Annotated in this window: 23 protein-coding genes and 1 tRNA gene; 16 read left to right on the top strand and 8 right to left on the bottom strand. The window is 65.4% G+C overall.

The window, feature by feature from the left end:
- Positions 1–35: 35 nt before the first annotated feature.
- The 6 genes from ON22_RS07655 (at position 36) to ON22_RS07625 (ending at position 4,629) form a co-directional block, all read left to right on the top strand.
- Positions 36–650, top strand: coding sequence for a maleylpyruvate isomerase family mycothiol-dependent enzyme (locus ON22_RS07655; protein ID WP_033244880.1), 615 nt, complete (start codon positions 36–38; stop codon positions 648–650).
- A 119-nt stretch (positions 651–769) separates the two neighbouring features.
- Positions 770–1,318 (top strand): nitroreductase family deazaflavin-dependent oxidoreductase, encoded by a 549-nt coding sequence (locus ON22_RS34465; protein ID WP_157170403.1) that lies wholly within the window; start codon positions 770–772, stop codon positions 1,316–1,318.
- A gap of 343 nt (positions 1,319–1,661) precedes the next feature.
- The gene (locus ON22_RS07645; RefSeq protein ID WP_169332457.1) at positions 1,662–1,934 is read left to right on the top strand and encodes a hypothetical protein; all 273 of its coding nucleotides are present in this window, start codon (positions 1,662–1,664) and stop codon (positions 1,932–1,934) included.
- Positions 1,931–2,551: a DUF3558 domain-containing protein gene (locus tag ON22_RS34460; protein WP_081595405.1), complete on the top strand. Its 621-nt coding sequence runs from the start codon at positions 1,931–1,933 to the stop codon at positions 2,549–2,551. Before ON22_RS07645 ends, ON22_RS34460 begins: the two co-directional genes overlap by 4 nt.
- A gap of 3 nt (positions 2,552–2,554) precedes the next feature.
- Entirely contained in the window at positions 2,555–3,925 is a 1,371-nt protein-coding gene (locus ON22_RS37505) for a hypothetical protein (protein WP_156052324.1), read from the top strand.
- Between the two features lie 26 nt (positions 3,926–3,951).
- The gene (locus tag ON22_RS07625) at positions 3,952–4,629 is read left to right on the top strand and encodes an ESX secretion-associated protein EspG (RefSeq protein WP_033244876.1); all 678 of its coding nucleotides are present in this window, start codon (positions 3,952–3,954) and stop codon (positions 4,627–4,629) included.
- Between the two features lie 110 nt (positions 4,630–4,739).
- Here the strand turns inward: ON22_RS07625 and ON22_RS07620 are convergent, their stop codons facing one another.
- Complete coding sequence (locus tag ON22_RS07620; RefSeq protein WP_033244875.1) at positions 4,740–5,045, bottom strand: hypothetical protein; 306 nt, start codon at positions 5,043–5,045, stop codon at positions 4,740–4,742.
- Between the two features lie 286 nt (positions 5,046–5,331).
- On the opposite strand from ON22_RS07620, the gene ON22_RS07615 reads away from it, so the two are divergent.
- Both ON22_RS07615 and ON22_RS07610 read left to right on the top strand, forming a co-directional pair.
- Positions 5,332–6,558 carry a helix-turn-helix domain-containing protein gene (locus ON22_RS07615; RefSeq protein WP_033244874.1) on the top strand — a complete coding sequence of 409 codons (1,227 nt, stop codon included), beginning with the start codon at positions 5,332–5,334 and terminating at the stop codon, positions 6,556–6,558.
- 245 nt (positions 6,559–6,803) lie between these two features.
- Positions 6,804–7,004: a DUF397 domain-containing protein gene (locus tag ON22_RS07610; protein WP_033245327.1), complete on the top strand. Its 201-nt coding sequence runs from the start codon at positions 6,804–6,806 to the stop codon at positions 7,002–7,004.
- Positions 7,005–7,101: 97 nt separating this feature from the next.
- Here ON22_RS07610 and ON22_RS07605 read toward each other — a convergent pair whose 3' ends face one another.
- The 3 genes from ON22_RS07605 to ON22_RS36595 form a co-directional block, all read right to left on the bottom strand.
- Entirely contained in the window at positions 7,102–7,638 is a 537-nt protein-coding gene (locus ON22_RS07605) for a hypothetical protein (RefSeq protein ID WP_033244873.1), read from the bottom strand.
- A gap of 111 nt (positions 7,639–7,749) precedes the next feature.
- Complete coding sequence (locus ON22_RS07600) at positions 7,750–7,971, bottom strand: hypothetical protein (protein WP_033244872.1); 222 nt, start codon at positions 7,969–7,971, stop codon at positions 7,750–7,752.
- Positions 7,971–8,297, bottom strand: coding sequence for a YbaB/EbfC family nucleoid-associated protein (locus ON22_RS36595; protein ID WP_043739921.1), 327 nt, complete (start codon positions 8,295–8,297; stop codon positions 7,971–7,973). Before ON22_RS36595 ends, ON22_RS07600 begins: the two co-directional genes overlap by 1 nt.
- Before the next feature lie 180 nt (positions 8,298–8,477).
- On the opposite strand from ON22_RS36595, the gene ON22_RS36590 reads away from it, so the two are divergent.
- From ON22_RS36590 to ON22_RS07580, 3 genes are all read left to right on the top strand, one after another.
- On the top strand, positions 8,478–9,245 hold the full coding sequence (locus ON22_RS36590) for an alpha/beta hydrolase (protein ID WP_051157279.1): 768 nt from the start codon (positions 8,478–8,480) through the stop codon (positions 9,243–9,245).
- 506 nt (positions 9,246–9,751) lie between these two features.
- Positions 9,752–11,065 (top strand): bifunctional class I SAM-dependent methyltransferase/N-acetyltransferase, encoded by a 1,314-nt coding sequence (locus tag ON22_RS38410; RefSeq protein WP_197039677.1) that lies wholly within the window; start codon positions 9,752–9,754, stop codon positions 11,063–11,065.
- Between the two features lie 27 nt (positions 11,066–11,092).
- Entirely contained in the window at positions 11,093–11,839 is a 747-nt protein-coding gene (locus tag ON22_RS07580; RefSeq protein WP_033244870.1) for an SAM-dependent methyltransferase, read from the top strand.
- Positions 11,840–12,014: 175 nt separating this feature from the next.
- On the opposite strand, the gene ON22_RS07575 is transcribed toward ON22_RS07580, so the two are convergent.
- Positions 12,015–12,584, bottom strand: coding sequence for a TetR/AcrR family transcriptional regulator (locus ON22_RS07575; protein WP_051157278.1), 570 nt, complete (start codon positions 12,582–12,584; stop codon positions 12,015–12,017).
- 119 nt (positions 12,585–12,703) lie between these two features.
- Here ON22_RS07575 and ON22_RS07570 point away from each other — a divergent pair, with 119 nt between their 5' ends.
- Positions 12,704–15,952 carry an arabinosyltransferase domain-containing protein gene (locus tag ON22_RS07570; RefSeq protein WP_081595402.1) on the top strand — a complete coding sequence of 1,083 codons (3,249 nt, stop codon included), beginning with the start codon at positions 12,704–12,706 and terminating at the stop codon, positions 15,950–15,952.
- Between the two features lie 99 nt (positions 15,953–16,051).
- Here ON22_RS07570 and ON22_RS07565 read toward each other — a convergent pair whose 3' ends face one another.
- The gene (locus ON22_RS07565; protein ID WP_231508625.1) at positions 16,052–17,071 is read right to left on the bottom strand and encodes a GNAT family N-acetyltransferase; all 1,020 of its coding nucleotides are present in this window, start codon (positions 17,069–17,071) and stop codon (positions 16,052–16,054) included.
- Between ON22_RS07565 and ON22_RS07560 the strand changes: the two genes are divergently transcribed.
- On the top strand, positions 17,045–17,572 hold the full coding sequence (locus tag ON22_RS07560; protein ID WP_033244867.1) for a helix-turn-helix transcriptional regulator: 528 nt from the start codon (positions 17,045–17,047) through the stop codon (positions 17,570–17,572). The two genes, ON22_RS07565 and ON22_RS07560, sit on opposite strands and share 27 nt — an antisense overlap.
- Before the next feature lie 42 nt (positions 17,573–17,614).
- Here ON22_RS07560 and ON22_RS07555 read toward each other — a convergent pair.
- A tRNA-Ile gene (locus tag ON22_RS07555) sits at positions 17,615–17,688 on the bottom strand.
- Positions 17,689–17,811: 123 nt separating this feature from the next.
- Here ON22_RS07555 and ON22_RS07550 point away from each other — a divergent pair.
- Positions 17,812–18,258, top strand: coding sequence for a nitroreductase family deazaflavin-dependent oxidoreductase (locus ON22_RS07550; protein WP_174375565.1), 447 nt, complete (start codon positions 17,812–17,814; stop codon positions 18,256–18,258).
- Here the strand turns inward: ON22_RS07550 and ON22_RS36585 are convergent.
- On the bottom strand, positions 18,246–18,416 hold the full coding sequence (locus ON22_RS36585; RefSeq protein WP_156052321.1) for a hypothetical protein: 171 nt from the start codon (positions 18,414–18,416) through the stop codon (positions 18,246–18,248). The two genes, ON22_RS07550 and ON22_RS36585, sit on opposite strands and share 13 nt — an antisense overlap.
- Before the next feature lie 755 nt (positions 18,417–19,171).
- Here ON22_RS36585 and ON22_RS07540 point away from each other — a divergent pair.
- Together ON22_RS07540 and ON22_RS07535 are read left to right on the top strand one after the other, a co-directional pair.
- The gene (locus ON22_RS07540) at positions 19,172–19,684 is read left to right on the top strand and encodes a UCP032817 domain-containing protein (protein ID WP_033245322.1); all 513 of its coding nucleotides are present in this window, start codon (positions 19,172–19,174) and stop codon (positions 19,682–19,684) included.
- Between the two features lie 128 nt (positions 19,685–19,812).
- Positions 19,813–20,490, top strand: coding sequence for a VTT domain-containing protein (locus ON22_RS07535; RefSeq protein WP_174375566.1), 678 nt, complete (start codon positions 19,813–19,815; stop codon positions 20,488–20,490).
- Positions 20,491–20,747: the final 257 nt, after the last annotated feature.

Here is a 20,747-nt window from a genome sequence, read left to right as displayed (position 1 = left end):
GCTACCGGAAACGATCCAGCACAGGAGGCCCGCCGATGAACGTCACCACCACTACCGAAGAACTCGCCTGGACGGCCGTAGCCGCCGAACGCGCCGGCCTGGCCGACCTATTACAGGAACTGACCGCAGAACAGTGGAACCACCCATCCTTGTGCGAAGGCTGGCGGGTCCGCGATGTGGTCGCCCATATCCTTCTCACCTCCCAGGCAAAGCTGCCCTGGCTGCTGTGGCAGACGGCGCTCGCGCGCGGCAGCATCGCCCGGATGAATTTCGGCACCGCCGTCCGCTACGCCGACCGCAACTCCACCGAAGCCCTGCTCACCGAACTCCGTGCGATCACCACCCTCCGGCACCAACCGATAGCCACCAACGCCGTGGACCGCCTGATGGATCTCCTGGTCCACGGCCACGACATCGCGACCCCCTTGGGTATCCGCCGCGAAATGCCGATCGACGCCGCCCGCTGGTCCGCCGCCCGGGTCTGGCAGATGGGCTGGCCTTTCCACGCCCGCCGTACACTCGCCGGCTACCGCTTGACCGCCACCGACACGGACTGGTCCGTAGGTTCGGGGACACTGGTAACCGCCCCCATCGCCGACCTGCTGCTGCTCGTCACCGGCCGGAAATCGGTAGCCGGCCTGCGCCCGTAACAGCTTGGTTCAGTCGGTGAAGGATCCGGGCCGCCACGCTACGGCGACCGGACGGATCGCTCTCGATTTACTTCCACAGAAGGATGTCCACCGGCCCCGGGTTTCCTAAACTGATCGAAATGTCGAGCACCGAAGGTCCATTGCCGTACTTCTTTCCCAAATGGATCGATCGGCTCGGCTTCCGCTATCTCAACCCGTTGATGCGACGACTCGCACCCTCACTACCGGGCTACGCCGTGGTGGAACATATCGGCCGAAAATCCGGCAACCGGTACGAAACCCCGGTCCGCGTGTTTCGGAAGGCCAATGTGATGGCGGTACTCCTGCTACACGGCGAAACCGACTGGGCTCGGAATGTGCTCACCGCAGGCGAAGCCATCCTGCACCACCGCCGGACCACTGTGCCACTAGGCGACCCACGGATCGTCTACCCCCGCAAGGCAACACCGGACATTCCGCGCCTCGCGCGCCTGGGCAACCGCATCGCGGGGCTCCTCGCCTTCCGCATAGATGACGGCCCCGCCGAAGTCCGGCGGCTCGAACGAGACAGCCTCGATGAACTCATCACGGTGGCCGAAGCAGAGCACGGCCCGATCGGCGACGAAGAGGTCCAGGCGCTGCGCAACCGACTCCGCAACGCTCGTCGCGGGGACGACAACACCGTGTGAGCGGATACGCCGCCCCCGGCCGAAACCAGGACAACCGGCCAGTACTCAGGGGCGTCTCTTCCATACCGACTTGCCACTCCGGAACGACTCGGGCAGCGTGCGCGCTTATCGGGTCCGTTGCCCTCGGGACCCGCTCTCGACTCTGTGCAACGTCTCATTGCCACGTCCGAACGGCACACGGTGGAACCGGAAACGCTACCGGTGCGTCCGATACAGTGGGTCGGCGTACGGAAGGGCGGGCATACGGGTGGATATCGGGCAGGGGCAGGCTGCCGCATTGTGGGAGCAGGCGGGGGCCGGGACATTCCGGATGGATTCGGGGGCGGCAAAGCAATGCGCGGATGTGTTCGTGCAGTTCGCCGACAGTCTCGAGGACGAGTTGACGACTGCCGACGAGACGCATCGGGCTGAGGGATTCGGCGGGTTCGAATCCGCGACCGAATTGCAAACCGGCTTCGCAGGCAAAGGCGCGAAGCTGACAGAAGCGCTGGTCGGTCTTCAGGAGGCGGCGTTGCGGATGGCAGCGGCCTATCTGCGTGCCGGCCAACTGTTCGAAGAAGCCGACGACATGAATCGCCGGGCGTTGATGGCTACCGGGGAAGGAGTATCGGAATGACGCGGTATGTCGGAGGCATTGTCGCGGCACTCGCGGCGATGGTGGTGGTATCGGCGTGTTCGACAGGGTCCGAAACCACCGGGACCGCATCGCCAGCTCCCTCCGCGATGGAGGCAACGGCGCCTACTCGGCCAACGCTCACGGCACCGAGGTTGCAGCCGCCCGTTCAGGAAGGGCAGCATGTCAACAAGAACCGGCCGGACGTGGTGTTCGACCCTTGTACCTGGATCGACGATGACACCATTCGACAAGCGGGGTTCGATTCCGCAACCCGCAAGCGCGGACAAGACTTCCTTGCGGAGTGGACGTTCCTGATCTGCCGATTCGAATCCGATCTCATCAACGTCTCGGTGATGTCCGGAAACGTGACGCTGGAAGAAGAAACAGAGAAGAACGGTTCGTGGCAGCGACCGACCACAGTAAACGGACGTGAGGCGACCATCGGAACGGAACCCGACCGGGACGACTCCTGCACTGTGAATATCCGGACCGCCGCCGGCGTCGTGTTTGTCAACCAACGGCTGAATCTCGAGGGTCGGATCCAGCAAGCCGACCCGTGCACGGGGATCGAGAAGACTGCCGCGCTCATAGAGCAGGAAATCGGGGAGGGGAACTGAACAGTGAGCGATACACCCGGGGACGGATTGCCAATACTCGCGCCAGGTCTCGGTGTCCAACCCGACGGCGTGCAGACACAGATCGATACCCAAGAAGCGAAGATCCTCGCCCAGCAGGGTCGGGACAGCGCTGCCAGTAGTCAGCGGCATATCACCTACGATTCGCAGGATCCGTCGTATATCACCGCGATGGAACATTTCGAAGGTCTCTCGCACGCGGAGATCTACGAGGACGTGCGAGCCATGAATATCGGCGCCATCACAGCGCTCGGTAAGGCATGGCGCGATATCTCCAACGGATTGTCGGCCAAAGTGGTGGGTTCCCGGCTCGCGCTGAACAGAGCACTGTCGGAGGGGTTCGGTGGTGAATTCGCGGCTGCCGCAGCGACCGCCGCGGACACGTTCTTCGACGGTGCCGACAATTTGCAGCGCGCAGTCTCTGCGGTCGGGTACCGGATCGGTTCGGTGGCGGGTGGTGCCGAGGCAGTGCAACTGTCGGTGCCGCCCCCACCTGTGCGTGCCGTGTCCACCGACGGGATGACAGACGAGACCCAGCAGGTGGTGGCGTCGATTGTGGGCGCGGCAGCCCCGGCGGCGGACGCCGATTTCGCGCGGCAGCAGGAAGAGCAACGCCAGGTCGCCATCGGGGTGATGAACTCGGTCTACAAACCGACATATCAGCCCGCGGGTGACGGTGTGCCGACCTTCGTTCCGGTTTCCGCGCCGGGCGACGGACCAATCGGACCGGGGCCCACCGGCAACACAACCACTGCCGGACCCGGTGCGCCCGGGCCGGGCTCCACCACTGGAGGCCCGCCGGGCGAGAACCCGGCCGGCGACCAACCGGCAGGTCCCGCCGGCGAAGATCCGCAGTCCACCACGGCCGCGAGCACGCAGCAACCGAGCACGACGCCGGCGGGAACAACTCCGGGGACCACCCCGGGCGACCCCCAGCGCGGCACACCCACCGGAACCACCGCCGCCCCCGGCGCTCCGTCGTATCCGGGTACACCCGGTCGGCCAGGTACTCCCAGCACCCCTGGCAGCCCGGGACGTCCGGGAACACCGCAAGCGCCGGGACGCAACGTCCCGGGCACCCCCGGCGCACCCGGATCTCCGACAGCGCCCAGCGCCGCCCCGGCGGCCGCCGCCGCGAACCGCGCAGGCAGGCCCATGGGTACGACCGGTATGCCGGGCATGATGCCTCCGGGCGGCGCACGCAAGGGTGAGGACGAGCAGGATCGCCAGACCCCGGATTACCTGATCATCGACCGCCGCGAGGAATTGCTCGGTGCGGAGCAGCCGACGGTTCCGACCGCAATCGGCGACGATGCGGCGGCAGCCGAGCCGGCGGACGAGGGCAATCACCGGTGAGATGGGAGTTCAACCCCGATGAGTTCATGCACGTCTGGAGAGTCACCGGCCGGGACAGATATCCCTTCCCGCTGAGTGTGGTGTCGTCCGTCCGGTGGGAATCCGACTACGACCGGCTCGCCGCCGAACTCGACCGACGCCTCCCGACGAATGCGGACCCCGACCTGGACGCCGCCCTGCGAGTAGCCGCTGATCCGGAAACAACGGTCGCACTGTACGGCTCGCGCACCGAGCCCGTGCGCGCCTACGCCGCGCTCGACGGCACAGTCGGTATCGCCATGGTGCAGCGGCCCGGACCGGATGCCGGAACCGGCGGCACCATTGTGCTTCGAGCGGGAACACCCAAGGTTGTCCCCATGATGGTCGATGCCGTACTCGGCGAAGCCCCGAAGGGGTCCGGTCCTACGCTGGTCGACGATATCGACCGGATGCGGGAAACCGACGGCATGTGGATCAGTTCCACACCACAGACCCCCGACCGGATGCGCCGCCTGCTGCGCGCACCGCGCGTAGGGTCCGGTCATATCGAGGTCCGCCGCGGGATACGTGCGGAACGCCCGTTCCCGCCCGGCTACCTGAGCTGGTTCGATGTGCGCGACGACGGCCGCTACGTGTACCGGCAGGAGTACCGCGATTTCCGGATCGATCCTGCCTCGAATGCCGAACTGAAGCGTCTGCTCGTGCAGCTTCTCGGCCCCGGCTGAACCGCCACTGTCCGGTGCAGGCAGCCCCCCGCACTCGTCCACTGGCCACACCAGAGCCCAGACCAGCACCGCCAGAGGCAGTCCCACCGCCACCGCGAAGCCCAGCCCGATCAATGCCCGGCCCTTGCCATCGACCACCGGGCAAACGACAAACGGGGCAGGACCGTTTCGACATCGGCAATACCCATAACCCTGTTCAGCTCCAACGGGCCCAGATGATCCGGGCCGGGAATGACGACTGCGTCCACGTCGGCTGCACGCACCTGGTCCGGAAGCGGGAGCACTGAGGCCAGGTCGTGCCACATCACCAGATAGCCGAGATGACGTGCCAGACGTTGAACCTGGGCCCGGTCCCAGTCGATAGACCTGCTGATGTCCGGATCTACATATCCGAGGGCGGTCGGCCGGTATCGCATCGAATGTCCCCTGTCTGTCCCCTGCTGCCGCTGACTGCCACCGCCACCGGGGGCTCGAGGTCCGACCCGGCAGCGGTGGCGAGACGAATCCTGCGCGCAACGCACCGACCGCATCGGTAGAGGCGAACCACTGTGCCGGGTAGGGGGATTCCCCCTACCCGAGACGCTGGTGAGACCCCACCTGCGGCTCTATCCTGGGGATTACCTCTTCGCGGATCGCACCCCACCAGCCGAGGGGCCGGGGTAGCCGCGAAGCGGACCTATCCCGCGAAGAAGGCAGGCCGCTATGCCGACCCCTGACGAACTCGCCGCACGCGCAATAGGCGAGCGCATCCAGAACATTCGCACCCGCACCGGCCGAACCCGCGCGGTTGTCGCCGGGCTTGTCGGCCGGTCCGAGGATTGGTTACGCGATGTCGAGAAGGGCCGTCTACAGCATCCACCGGCACTCGACATGCTGTTACGAATCGGCCAGACCCTCGGCGTGCGGGATCTCACCGAGATCACCGGCGACCACGAGCTGCTGGTCGGCATCTCCCGCCGTGCCGGACATCCCGTGGTACCCGACATACGCGCGGCGATAGAAGGTGTCGACCTCACCCCATCGCCGTCGCCGGTCGACACAGTCGAACTCGCCGCGCGGGTCCGACGCGCTTGGCGCCTGTGGCATACATCGGCGACACCTCGCGCCGACGCGGGCGCGATGCTGCCCGACCTGATCCGCGACGGCCGCCGCGCCTTGCGCACTCTCGACGGACCGGACCGCCGCGCCGCCGCGGCGGCACTGTCGGGTACCTACGCTCTATCCGAGCAGGTTCTCGCCTGGGTCGCCGACGCACCATTGCTGTGGCTCGCCGCCGACCGGTGCATGTCGGCCGCCGAAATCGCCGACGACCCGGTAACTCTGGCGTCAGCATCCTGGGTGCTCGGCAACGTCTGGCGGTCGACAGGCCGGGAGGAAGACGCCTACCGCCTCATGGCCGAAGCTGTCGCGCTCCTCGAACCCCATTTGGACGGCAACCAGGACGCACAAGCCCTCTGGGGCGCCTGTCAACTCCACGGCGCGATAACGGCAGCACGGATCGGCCGTGAAGGCGACGCGTTGCGTGGTATCGATCACGCGATGGGTATGGCACGTGCGCTTCCCACTGGGGCAGCGCACCCTTGGACGCTGTTCGGCGTAGCAAACACCGAGATCAGCACCGTCTCCGTACAAGTCGACCTCCGAAAATCCGGTGGCGCGTTGGACGCGGCAAGTGCCGTCGACCCTGATGCCGTGCCGTCGATCGACCGCCGGTCGCGGCTGTGGCTCGAACTGTCCCGTGCATATGCCCAACAGCGAGATTGGCTCGGCACACTCGGCGCGCTGCGCACGGGCACAGCCGTAAGCGAAGAGTCGATGAAATGCCACCCGCTGGCACGCTCGCTCGCGGCTGAACTGGTCACGCACGGCGGCCGGCTCAACGAACGCGAATCACGCGCGCTCGCTTTGCGGCTCGGTGTCACCGCCTGACTCCCGTACCGCCTCGGAACGGTCACCTCGGTGGCAGGATCGATGGCTGGGACCTGGCCTCTTCGGAAACGTCGGATCCCGGCTCGGTGAGGTTGTCTAACGAGGTCCGCCGCAGGATACGTTCGGAACGCCCGTTCCCGCCCGGCTACCCGACATTCCGAGGTTGCGGAAAGACTGCGACAAGTTGCGCATTCGGAGACCGAGTCCAGAAATCTGGTACTCGCTGCCTTGAAGGAGTGGAACCGATGACCAACCTTTCCACCGCAAACTGGTTCAAAAGCAGCCGCAGCTCCGGACAGCACAACTGCGTAGAGGTCGCGTTCCTCGGCGGTGGGACGGTCGGCGTGCGCGATTCGAAGAACGCAGCCGGCCCGGCGCTGACCTTCGGCCCGGCCGAATGGGACGGATTTGTTTCGGCCCTCGCCACCGGACGGTTCCGGCACTGACAGAAGCTGCGTCCGGCCGCACGATCAAACCGATCGGGCGGCCGGTCCCCGAAAGCTTCCAATAGTTCATGAGCGGGTTTACGACCCGGTTCATGCCCTATTCGGGTGAGAGCAGATACTTGCCGTTCGGGGTGAGTACGTCGTGGCGGAGTACTACTGGAGGTCTTTTTCCGATGAAAATGAGCTTGTCAGGACCAGTGAAGTGCACGGTCTGTACGGGGTTTCCGCCATCCATGAAGAGATAAACTCCCTCTGATGTTCCCTCAGCCCACACGACATCATTTGTGAGTCCCTCCCAACATACAGAGGCCGGACCTGCCCAGGTCACAAGCTTTTCGGTGGTGGCATGTTCGGAAACCTCAATCATTCGGTCCCAGTTTCCATGCCAACCCGCGACTGCCGCGATAGCGTCCAGCGTGGTCGACTCTGTCCCGGTTGCCGCTCGATGGGCCTCGATATTGAAAGGTTCGTGCGGACCCAGCACGGCTTCACTGTCGAAGAAGTCCTGTGACGTGTCGATCTTCTTCGACGCCGAATCGGCTTCACGATCGACGGTTTGCGAACTTTCTTTGAGTTTGAAGGCGGTGTCGGCAATGTGATGAGTCTGCCACCCGAGTACTTGATCGATGGTCAATGGATCCGGGCTCATCGCGGTCCCATCTCTTCGAGTCCTTTGCCAGCTCCGCCTACGTCGCCGGCGATACCCTGATCGGTAGCTTCGAATGAGGCCGCTTGCCGATCGAGTTCATCGGCGAACCAGGTCTGCCGGCTCGGCGTGGTACTGCACCACCCTGTCCATGGCCTTGAGCGATTCCTCGATCTTGACCGCGAGATCGGAGTTGGTCATTCCGGCTCGGGCGGCGTCGCGGCTTGCCTTCGCGATCGGTGCGACGCCGTTCATGTTCGTGGCGTGCACCCGCAGTTCACCGGCCAATGCCCGCATCTTGGCGGGGTCGAGGTTCGTCATCAGCGCACGTGGTTTTGCTCGGTGGTGGCACGCTCACCGGTGCCGTTGAACGTCCGCTCGGCCGTTGCCATGGCCTCCGCCAAGGCAAGCCGGTGCGTATCGGCAATGACCGTTGCCAGATGGTCCGGGCCGTCGTCCATGGCATAGTCGGCCAGCCAGATCTTGGTGATACGGCCGGCTACATCGGTTTCGATGAGTACGCTGCCGTCCCTGGACCGGATCGAGCCACGGATTTCGGCCAACTCTGCGTTGATCCGGGCGATCTCCGCTGCCCGGTCACTGGTGTTCACTTGTTCTCCCCTCACCCCGGCGAACTGCGCCGCCATCGGGTGCCGTCCAGTTCAGTCGCGATCATCCTCGCATACCCGGTGCTCCAACGTTGCTGTCACACAGCCTCTCCGCCTCCCGCGGTGGCAGCCCGCCAGTCCGAGCCCCGGTACACCAGAGCGAGGCATGCGGCGACAGAACGCACCGCACACGCGCGATGCGCGCCTACTCTGTGGACCGTGGCGGTTCACGAGCAAGTGACCTATTCGGTGATCCGCGGGTTCAGGCCGTTGTTGCTGGATCTGTACGTACCCGACGACGTGGAGCGCCCGCCCGTGGTGGTGGTGTGGATTCATGGAGGATCGTTCCATTCAGGAGACCGGCGGTGGCTGCATCGCACGATCCCAGACGGCGCGGTCTTCACCGGACTGCTCGAGGCAGGATTGGCTTGCGCTTCGATCGACTACCGGCTCAGTAAAGAAGCGACTTGGCCTGCGCAACTCGAGGATGCGGCGGCCGCCGTGGAATTTTTGCGACTGCATGCCGATGAGTACGGACTCGACGCCGGGCGTCTCGGCATCTGGGGCGATTCAGCCGGAGGTCTGCTCGCATTGACGACCGCCTTCACCAGAACCGATGTTCGGGCCGTGGCGGCGTGGTATCCGATCACCGACATTCTCGATATGGAAAGCACGGAGGATGACTTGCCGTATTCGCCCTGGCTGGGCGGCTGGCCCTCGGAGATGCCGGACCGCTGCGCCGAGGCCAGCCCTATCACGTATGTACGCCCCGGCGTGCCACCGTGCCTACTCGTCCACGGTGAGCAGGACACGATCGTGCCGGCGCGCCAGAGCCGGCGACTGCACGCGCGCATGACCGCAGTCGCGGCCGAAATTACCTACCGCAGCGTCCCGGGGGCGGAACATGGATTCGAGGGGTATCAAGATGTGGCGGAGTTGGTGACCGAAACGATCACGTTCCTGCGCGCCCGGCTCGCCTCTGCCTGACGGACGAGGTGGCCCGTAGGTTCGGGCACTGAGTCCGCCATTCACCACCACTCGCGGGCGGCGGCGATGGCATCGACCTGCCGCATCGGGCCGAGGCCGACTGCGGTAAATGATTGGACTCGGCTCCGGGTTTGTGTTTGAGTTCCGGGCGACCGATCGTCCGTTTCGGGCTTTACGCCCTTGGAAGAGGTGTTTTGTGATCCGGCCCGCGCCGAGCGCGCCCGACTGCATCGCGTAGTCGTCTCCATCGCCGTGCCTCACGGCTGTCTATGAGACGACGTCCGTTGCCTTCGTATTCCCTGGCATCCCCTGATCGAGGCGGTATGCGGCCCTGACGTGGCCGAAACCGCCCACAGTCCTGCCCTGGATTCCGAAGCCGCTCGGCCTGCTCGCAGGGATCACTTCATCTCCCGGATCCCGGACTGATCCGGCCTTCCGCTCTGTCGGCATACGCCCGTGCGCAGTGGCTGGGCACACTCCGAGATCCCTGTTCAAGGGTTTCTACGTTGTCTTCTTCTTCATCCGGCACCGACGCGTCCAATATCGGCACCGACGCGGTGATCGAAGCTCTCTTCGCACTACACGAGGGCCTGGCCAGGCAAGGGCCGGGCTCGGACGCTACGACACTGCGGCTACTCGCGGCCGCCGGACCACTTCCAGAACGCCCTCGAATCCTGGACGCCGGATGCGGTCCAGGAGCCGCCGCCCTGCTGCTGGCCGCCGAGGCCGGCGCGATCGTGACCGCGGTCGATCTCCACCAGCCCTACCTCGATGAACTGGTCGCCGAAGCGGCACGTCGTGGACTCGACGGGCAGATCTCGGTGGTGAACCATTCGATGGACCGGCTGCCCCACCCCGATCACAGCTTCGACGTGATCTGGGCCGAAGGCTCGGTCTACACCGTCGGCTTCGACACGGCGCTTCGGGCTTGGCGGCGGCTGCTGGCACCCGGAGGTGTCCTGGCGATCACCGAAATCGAATGGACCGGTACCGATCCCGACGCCGAGGTCCGGGCCTATTGGGACGCTGCCTACCGGTTACGGACACATGCCGGCAACACCGACGCGGCACGGGCGGCCGGCTACCGAGTGGACGCGCACTGGCCGCTACCGGAGAGCGACTGGTGGCAGGAGTACTACACCCCGCTCACCGCGCGAATGCGTCTGATGGATGCGGACCGCTCGGGGATGCGCGAGGCACTCACTGCACTGCAAGCAGAAATCGCCATGCGCAACCGGCACGGCCGCGACTACCGCTACGCCGCCTACATCCTGCGCCCCTACGACCACACCACCGAGAACGGAACAACCATGACCACCTGGACCACTCGTCCCGAAACCCGCAGCGATATCCCGGCCGTCCGCGCGGTCGAACTGGCCGCCTTCCCCACCGCCGAGGAAGCCGACATCGTCGACGCCCTGCGCGCCGACCCCGAGGCGTGGATCGACGGGCTGTCCATGCTCACCACCACTGCCACCGGCGAGGTCGTCGGGCATGCGCTGCTCACACGCTGCCGCGTCGGCGAGGAAGCCGCCTTGGCACTGGCGCCGTGCGCGGTCCGGCCCGAATACCAGCGAACGGGCGCGGGCTCCGCGGCGATCCACGCAGCCCTCGACTCGGCCGCAGCCATGGGCGAAAACCTGGTCGTCGTCCTCGGACACCCCGAGTACTACCCACGTTTCGGTTTCACTCCGGCCTCACGGTTCGGAATCCACGCACCGTTCGATGCCCCGGACGAGGCAATGATGGCGCTGGCCTTGGACACCACCCGGCCGATTCCCAGCGGGACCATCGCCTACCCGGCGGCGTTCGGCATCTGACGAGACATGACGGAAAGGAATCAGGTCATGGACCTCCCCCGCATCTTCACCATCCGCGAAAACAACCACCGCATCCACAACCCGCTGACCCCATCCAAGTTGTCCGCCCTGGGCGAATCACTCCACCTCGCACCAGGGACGCGGGCACTCGACCTGGCCAGCGGCTCGGGCGAAATGCTGTGCACCTGGGCGCGGGACCACGGCATCACCGGTACCGGGGTCGACATCAGCACCGTCTTCACCGAGCAGGCCCAGGCCCGCGCTGCGGAACTCGGTGTCGCCGCTCGGGTCGAGTTCGTCCACGGTGACGCCGCCGGTCACGTCGCGGACGAGCCCGTCGATCTGGCCGCCTGTGTCGGCGCCACGTGGATCGGCAACGGTGTCGCCGGAACGATCGAACTGCTCGATCGCAACCTCCGCCCCGGCGGCCTGATGCTGATCGGTGAGCCGTACTGGCGGCGGCCCCCTCCGGACGAGGAGACCGCCAAGGCCTGCCGTGCCACCGCCATCGCCGACTACCTGGAACTCCCGGACCTGATCGGGCAATTCCAGGGTCTCGGCTACGACGTCGTGGAAATGATGCTCGCCGACCAGGACAGCTGGGACCGGTACACCGCGGCACAGTGGCTCAGCATGCGCCGCTGGCTCGACCGGAACCCGGACGACGAACTGGCCCCCGAGGTGCGGGAGGGTCTCGACACAGAACCGGCGAGCTACACGCGCTATCTGCGTGAATATCTCGGCTGGGGAGTCTTCGCCCTGATGAAGCGCTGACGCGCACCCGCGTGGGGCCGGACGGCACGCATTCCGGTCCCACGCGGGAACAACGCTCAGCGCCAGTCATTTTCGGGTTGTTTCTCGACGTCGCGACTCTGTCCCGGCCGTGCTACCCCGTCACCGGTCCGCCTGCGAAACCGGCTACCCCGCGAGGGGAGTTGAGCAGTTCCCCTCAGAACGGCGCAAGAATGACATCGTCCACGAAGCGGAGAAAGTCGCGATCGACCGCGGCCGGATCCGCGGCCGTGAAGTATCGCATGAGATATCCCTGGAGCGCGGTGAGCCCGACAACCGCACGGGTGGCGGCGATATCGCCGGGCATTCCGATGGCGACCAGACGTGCTTCGAAGTTGCCGATCAGCCGGTCCAGAGTTTGTGCGGTGTAATGGGCGTAGGGGCTTTCCTGGGCACAGGCGGCGCCGAAAACTTGCTCCAGAATCCGTACGCTGACGTGCTTTTCCCCACGGGTGATCGAATCCCAGTCGGCCAGAATGTAGGCGCGTAGGTCAGCGGCCGAGGAGGAGACTCCGGGGTCCGGCGCGGCCCGGCGCTGTTCGTGCTCTATGACTTCGAGAATCAGCTTTTCCTTCGAACCGAAGTAGTAGATCAGCATCCGTCCGCTGGTGCCCATCTGTGCGGCAAGCGACCGCAGGGAGGTATCGACGACGCCGCTGCGGGACAGTATTTCGCAAGCCTGGTTCAGCATCATTTCGCGTTTCTTCGAGTCGGGTCGGCCTGCCATAGCTTGACTGTAACAAGTGTTTCAACTAGACCTTCCCAGGTGAGCAGACACGATCACAGCTCGCTGCACTGCGAGCAGAGTGCTGTGGGATTCAGAACGGCGATCGGCCGGGGCCGGCCATGACACTGACTCGCACCCGCGAACGCCTACCTGTCCGCGTCACTGCAGACGATCCGGCGCAGCCTTATCGGCGGTGGCGTCGTATTGCTGTCGTAGCCGGTCTCATCGGTGCAGCCCTGGCCGTGCTTGTGCCGTTCCTACCGGTGAATCAGGAGCAGGCGTCGTTGTCGTGGCCGCAGCCCGGCCGATCGAGCAGCGTCACGGCACCGCTGGTGTCCTACTCGCCGGCCGATATGACCATCGTCGTGCCGTGTTCGGCCGCGGCGAGTCTCGGTGCGGCCGGCGGAAACCTGCTGTCGACGATCCCGCCGCAGTCCGGTCAGGCCTGGCATTACGGCCTGAACGCCGTGGTCACACCGGCCCAGAACGGTGGCCGGTTACAGATCGTGCTTCGCGACCGGACTCTGCTCGACACTCCGACGACCGAGCTACCTGCTGATTGCCGGGTGGCGGTCACCTCCGACAGCACCCGCACCAGCGTGGACACAGGCGTAGGCGAGCCCGTGGTGCTGCACGGCGATCATCGCCCGCAGTTGGTCGGGTTCTTCACCGATCTCGCCGACCCCGCAGCGGCGGGCGTGCACGCTGATGCGCGGATCGACTCCCGGTTCACGACCTCGCCGACGGTCTCGAAGCAGGGAACAATCGTCGCCGCCCTGCTCGCCACCGCGCTGGCATTGTGGGCCCTGCACCGGCTCGACGGTTCCGACAACCGCCGAAACCGGCGGGTGCTGACGCGGCGCTGGTGGCGACCGCGCCCGATCGACGGCGTGATTCTCGGAATCTTGGTGCTGTGGTACTTCATCGGTGCGGGCACCGCCGACGACGGCTACATCCTCGGCATGGCCCGAACCGCCGAGCACGCAGGCTATTTGGCGAACTATTTCGCCTATTTCGGAGTGCCCGAGACCCCGATCGGCATCCCCTATGACTACCTGTTCGGATGGCTAGCACAGATATCGACCGCGAGCATCGTGGTCCGGCTACCGGAACTGATCATCGCGGTCGTGTGCTGGCTACTCATCAGCCGCGAAGTGGTGCCGCGCCTCGGGGTTGCGGCGCGGACAGAGCGGGCCGCAGTATGGGCGGGCGGCCTGCTGTTCCTGGCGTTCTGGTTGCCTTACAACAACGGTCTGCGCCCAGAGCCCGCGATAGCCCTCGGGGTGTTGCTGACCTGGGTATCGATGGAACGCGCGCTGGCAACCCGGCGGCTGACACCGGCTGCGCTGGCATTGATACCCGCCGCGCTGGCCGTGGTCACCAACCCGTGTGGTCTGATCTGTTTCGCGGCACTCCTTGCGGGGGCTCGCCCGCTGACCCGGATCATCGTCGACCGGGCCCGCAGTTTCGGCTATGCGGCCCTGATCGCGCCCGCACTTGCCACCGGTACGGCAGTGCTCACAATCGCTTTCGCCGGTCAGCCGATTGCCTCTGTCACCGCGATGTACGAGGCACACAAGGTGGTCGGCCCGAATATGCCCTGGCACGACGAATATCTCGTCTACCAGAACCTTTTCCAGGCAATGCCCGACGGCTCACTGGCGCGACGATTCGCCATGCTCGCCATGTTCTCGGCTCTCGCAGTATCGGTTCTGGCGTTGTTCCGGCACAGCGGCAGGATTCCCGGACTGGCCGCGGGACCGGCGCGGCGGATCGTGGGCACCACAATCGCCGCGATTCCGTTGATGATGTTCTCTCCCACGAAATTCACTCATCACCTCGGTGTTTTCGCCGGACTGGCGGGCGCGGTGGCGGTGGTTGCCGCGGTCGCGGCGGGCCCCCGAGTACTGCGATCCCGGCGCAACCGGACATTGTTCGCTGCGGCAGTGCTCGGGGTACTGGCGATGTCGTTCGCCAGCTCGAACAGCTGGTGGTATGTGGCCAGCTACGGAATCCCGTGGTGGGACAAGCCGATTTCGATCGCCGGTATCCCGGTGGGCACCGTGCTGCTCGCCCTGTCCCTGCTCACCGTTGTGGCCGCGGGCTGGTTCCATATCCGCGAACCGTTCCGCCGTGCCGAGGGACCGGTCCGCAGGCGAATCCCCGCGTTCACGCTGGCAGTAGCCCTTGTGGTGACATTCCAGGTGGCGTCGTTCGCAAAAGCGGCCGCAGACCAGTACCCGGCGTACTCGATCGCGAAATCGAACCTCTCCGCACTCGCCGGGTACCCTTGCGGCCTGGCGAACGACGTACTGGTGGAGCCCGATCCCAACGGCGGGGTCCTACAACCCCTTTCCAGCGACCCAGCCACGGCGCTCGGCGCCGGAGGCAATGAAGGGTTCACCCCCAACGGAACAAATTTCGACGACCTGCTTCCCGACGCGTCGGACGCCGCGGCCGCTTCGGTCGGTCAATCGCTGGGCAGCACCGGCACAACAACCAGCTCCGATACCGCCACCAGCGTCGGAACCGGTGGCGTCGTCCGAGCGGGCATCAACGGCAGCACCGTTCCCCTGCCGTTCGGCCTGGACCCCGCAACCACTCCGATGCTCGGGACCTACGGCAACCCGGGACCGAAGAAGAACCTCGTATCCGGGTGGTACGTCCTACCGGACGGTGGGCGCGGCGAGATCATCGCCATCGCCGCCGCAGGCCGAATCGCCTCGACCGACCTCGATGGCCTTCCGGTCAGCGGACAGCGTCTCTACATCGAATACGGTGTCGCCGGAGACCGGGGCGTCCAAACGCTCGGCCAGATCACGCCCGACGATGTGAACGTGCTCCAACCGTCCTGGAGAAACCTCCGGATCCCGCTCGAACAGTTGCCCGACCAGGCCGATGCAGTCCGCCTGGTCGCCTCCGTCGACAGTTCGGACCCGACACAGTGGCTGGCCGTGACACCACCCCGCGTGCCGCAACTACAGACGCTCGACTCACTGGTAGGACACACCAGCCCGGTATTGATGGACTGGCTCGTCGGCCTGCAGTTCCCGTGCCAGCAACCGATGCGGCACAGATACGGGATCGCCGAAACGCCCGAATACCGCATCACCCCGGAGTTTTCGGCCGCCATCATGACCACGAACTGGCAGAGCCATGCTTCGGGTGGGCCGCTCGGCTACACCGAACTACTGGCCCGCTCCGAGGTCATGCCCTCCTATCTGCGCGATGACTGGAAACGCAACTGGGGTGAGATCCACAGACTCGTTCCGTACGACCCGACAGCCACGGCCGCACTGCCCGTCACAACAACTGTCCACCGTTCCGGGGTCTGGAATCCAGGGCCGCTGAACTTCGCAATCAGGTAGAGAAATATTCCCGCGCTGGAAGCCGCTTTCGCCGGCGAACATGCCGGGATTACGTCCAGGAAGGACTGGTGCAATCGTCACGCTGAGCATCCGCCACGCTCAGCGCCAGTCGTCGATCACGTACGTGTCGGCACGGTTGTAGCCGGATTCGTTGGGACGATGCATGGCCACGCCCTGCAACCCGGTGCGGTATCCGCGGTCGATCATGTGTCCGTAGGCGTCGGCGCGGGCCAGGTTCACCCCGGCGTCGACGCGTTCGAGTCCACGGGTGGCGGCGAGTTGCTCGCAGGCGTCGAGGAGGCGTTCGAAGCGGTTCGCGGCGTCGCGGCCCGGGCGGACGGCCCCGAACTTGACGTAACAGACGGCGGCGCCCGCCTCGGAGCCCGGGCCGAGGTGACAGACGGCGAGGCCGTCGAGCCCGGCGGCGCCCTCGAGTAGAACGGTGTCGCCGATACCCTGCGCGTGTACGGATAGGATCTCGCCTTCGAGGTCCAATCCCTCGTACACGGTGTCGGTCAGCGACCGGCACGACGCCAGGTACTCGGGGCGTTGCGCGGCGTCAACCGTTGCGTATGTCGGCGGCGGTGTGCCGCGCGGATCGGCCACGGGTTTGCCCATCACGGCCGTGAGGAATCGAGGCCAGAACCCGTACCGGCGATACAACTCCAGATGCTTCGGACTGTCCGGAAACGTGAACAGGCCTGCATGGCGGGTATTCCACGTTTCGAAGCACTCCATGATCGGGTCCATCAGGTGCCGGCCGATGCCCTGGTCCCACAGATCCGGGCGCACGGTCAGCGGTCCGAAATACCCGACGCTGCCCCAGTGCGCGGCGAAGTTCGATCCCCCGAGCCGGCCGCCGATATCAGCCGCGAAAGCGGCGTCCGGGTTTGCCGCCCAGCGAGTACGGACCAGCTCGGCGGATCCGAAGGTCGTACTCGGGTCGCGTACGCCGAGGGCGGTACCGAAGGCAATCCGGCAGATTTCGTCGGCGCCGTCGAGGTCCGCTCGAACCATCGGACGTACCGACACGACATCCTTCGACGAATTCATGACTTCCTCCCGTAATATCCGAACGGATATACTAGGCAGATGGCTGTAGAGCGTCTTCTCATGCAAGCCCGCGAAGCCGCCGGCCTGTCGCAGGCCGTGCTGGCCGAAGTGGCCGGCTCATCCCAGCCCACACTCTCCTCCTACGAACGAGGCCAGAAGTCACCTACCCTCCATACCGCTGCCCGGATCATCGGAGAAGCCGGCTTCGAATTCGCACTGACACCCAGGATCGAATTCGTCGAAGCCGACAGCACTCGTAGCCGCCCGATCATGACACCCACAGCCCTCCCCCGGCTGGCCCCAGAGAAGGCCCTGGCGACGATCGAACTTCCCTTGCACCTGAACTGGTCCGACCGCGGTCGCCGTTACAATCTGCGCGACCGACGCCAGCGCGCACGTGTGTACGAAATTGTGATACGCGAAGGCGGACCGGCCGACATCCTCGCCTATATCGATGGCGTTCTACTCGCGGACATCTGGAACGAACTCGTACTGCCACCTGCAGTACGGACCGCCTGGGAGCGAGTTGTCATTGACACGGGTGACGCGGAACCGGGTGTGGCGTGACAAACAAGGACTGCCCACGCGACGGTGCGGATCTGACGTTTGTGGGGCGGGTGGGGCTCGAACCCACGACCAATGGATTATGAGTCCACGGCTCTAACCGACTGAGCTACCGCCCCTCGTCGCGACCAGGGGCCGCAGGTGTGGGATGGTACCCGGTTGGCTGGGCGGGGGCCAATCAGGCCGGGTGCGGTTCTCGGCGGGTGGTTAGGGTGGGGATGTTGCCGAGCGGAGGAGGGCTTGTGGCAGGGTTGTTCGTGCGGGCGTTGCAGGCGCATCAGTGGATATACGAGAAGAGCGGTGGGCTGGTGGGACACCGGCTGCTGTTCGGGAATCCGACGCTGCTGTTGCGGACCGTGGGACGGAAGACCGGATTACCGCGGACCTCGGCCTTGACCTACGCGAAGGACGGCGCGGATTTTCTGGTGACCGCGTCGAACGGCGGGTCGCCGCGGCCGCCGGGGTGGCTGGCGAATGTGAAGGCGCGGCCGGAATGTGAGATCCAAGTGGGGCGGCGCGCGTTTCCGGTGGTGGCTCGGGCGATTCTGCCCGGCGATCCGGAGTACGCGCGCCGCTGGGGGTTGGTGGACGCGGTGAACAAGGGCCGGTACAGCGAGTATCAGAAGAAGACCCGGCGTCCGATTGCGGTGGTGGTGCTTTCGCCCGCGGTGGCGAATCAGTCGGAGTAGGTATCCGATCCGGCCCGCACCCGCTGTCTGCGCGAAACGAGTTCCTCCGGTGGCCGGCTGGCGAGATGGACTACGGAGGCAACGAGAATCAGGATTGCGAGTACTACCAATGCGGTAACCACGGCACGCACAGTAACGGTGGCGGGTGAACGCTGCATCCGAGAATGGTCTATGCCTGTTCATGAATTACGTTGATTCGGAAGCGGATTCGAAAGTTATCCGAAATTCTTCATGAACATCGAGTGTGGGCCGGATAATTTGAGACACAATCAGAGGCTGGCCGACATTCTGTGGAAAAGCGCGTTTCCACCCTATATCAAATTGATATAATTCCCGGCGTGGCGCACAACGGCCGAATCAAAGCCTCCAGGGCCACAACGGGTTTCGAGGGCCCTACAGAAAGCCCGTACACACCCCCTAGGGTCCCGTCGAATATTACACGCAACTATTGGTTACAGCCATTTCGGACGCGGTAGTGCCCGTCATTTCGATCAGCCACCCCCGCCTCCACCACCCCCGCCACCACAACCGCCACCGCCGCCGCCACCGCCGCCCCCGCAGCTGCTTCCGCCTCCCCCATCCGACCCGCCGTCACCCGAACTCCAACCACCTGAACCACCGTCGCCGACGAAATAGGTACCGCCCGCGGTATACCCGCCCCGCCGCGCACGGTTGCCCCGCCGCCCGCCGGAACCGGCCTTACCGACAGCGACGACGATTCCTACGATCGCCGAGACACAGAGCAGCCCCAGCATCAGAAGGACGAAAAACCCCAGCACCAGTTCCATTACTCCACGGTACCGACGAACGGCGTTGGCGCACGGTCTCATCCGAATGCAGGGCTTGACAGCCGACAGCGGCACGAAACTGCTTTCCGAGCCGAGCCACCCCGGTGCAGACGGATAATGACAGCGTGTTCACCTTCACCCGACCCCGGCGCCGAAATATCGAGCAGGCCGCCGCGGAGCACGCGGTCCGCGCACTCGACCTCCCGGAGGCCGTCTACAAAACCTGCCCATGGGAACCGCGGGAGCTCGTCGCCACCGGTTTACGGCAATGGCTGCGCTGCTGCGGCCCGGCGCTGGCCGACGACCAGGTCATCGGAATGCCGTCCCGCGCGGTCGACGAAGCCTGGCACGGTTTCATCCTGTGCACGCGCCGGTATGCCGATTTCTGCGAACGCGCCTACGGACAGTTCCTGCACCACCATCCGGAGGGCGCGGAACCGGCCGGTTCGGAGCCGGCCGATATGGCCGGTCAACTCGGCCGGACCGTGGTGGCATGGTCGCTGGTCGCGCAGCCCGGCGAGGAATGCGTACTGTGGGATCTGGACTCCCGGCTCGGGCTTGCGGACCCTTGGGGTATCCCGGCCCGGCGCGTCGCCGAGATCGAGGCGACGCTACAGGAAAGCACCGGCAGACATTGAATCCGGCTATCGTTCCGCGATAACCGCCCGAAACGGGCAATCCGGAAACAGGGAGCGTATTCTTCTGCGGTATCTTCGGCTGGGTGAGTTACTCAGCCGCCGCAGCGGCCACCACCGAACTTGCCCTGATGCCGGGTTTCCTCGATCCGGTCAATCTGCTCAATTCGTTCGGCACCTGGGTGTTGCTGGGCCTACTCCTTGTGGTGTTCATCGAATCGGGCCTGCTGTTTCCCCTGCTGCCGGGTGATTCGCTGCTGTTCACCGCGGGGCTCATCGCCGCATCCAAATCAACCGAAATCGAACCCTTCGCACCGATCGGGGTGCTACTCGTTCTGATTCCGATTGCGGCGATCGCCGGCGACCAGGTCGGATACCTGATCGGCTCACGGGGCGGAACGGCGTTGTTCAAGAACAACGACGCCAAGATCTTCAAGAAGGCCTACATCGACGAATCGCATGCATTCTTCGAGAAGCACGGGCCGATCACCATCGTGCTGGCCCGGTTCGTACCCATCGTGCGCACCTACGCTCCACTGGTCGCGGGCGCGGCGAAGATGAAGTACTCGGTGTTCCTCACCTACAACGTGCTCGGCGGTGTGCTGTGGGGCGCGGGTGTGACGATGCTCGGTTATCTGCTGGGGCAGATCGAGTTCGTACGCGACAACATCGACATCATCTTCCTGCTGATCGTGGCGGTTTCGGTGCTGCCCATCGTGTGGGAGGTGTTCAAGCGGTACCGGTCGGGACGGGCGAACGGTAATGCGCCGAAGAACAGCGAGGAACCGATCGACCACCCCGCCGCCTGATACCGGGCTCCCGGCCGCGCCCAGTTGCGGCCGGGGCGTCATCAGATGTCGGCACCGGGCCGTCTCCGAGGCTGTGTACAGCGCCTCGCAGACGGCCCGGTGCCGTATCCGGCACACACACCCCGCGGCCCGCGGCAACGATCTCGGTCGGCGACGCGCGGCTTCCGGCTCATAGACAACGACGCGGCCGACCGGTTGTCCGGTCGGCCGCGTCGTATGCACAGCTGCTGGCAGGGTGGGCCCGGCATTCTCGGGGC

Source organism: Nocardia carnea NBRC 14403, assembly GCF_000308515.1.
In the GTDB taxonomy this organism is placed as follows: domain Bacteria; phylum Actinomycetota; class Actinomycetes; order Mycobacteriales; family Mycobacteriaceae; genus Nocardia; species Nocardia carnea.
This window is presented reverse-complemented; position numbering and strand designations above follow the sequence as displayed.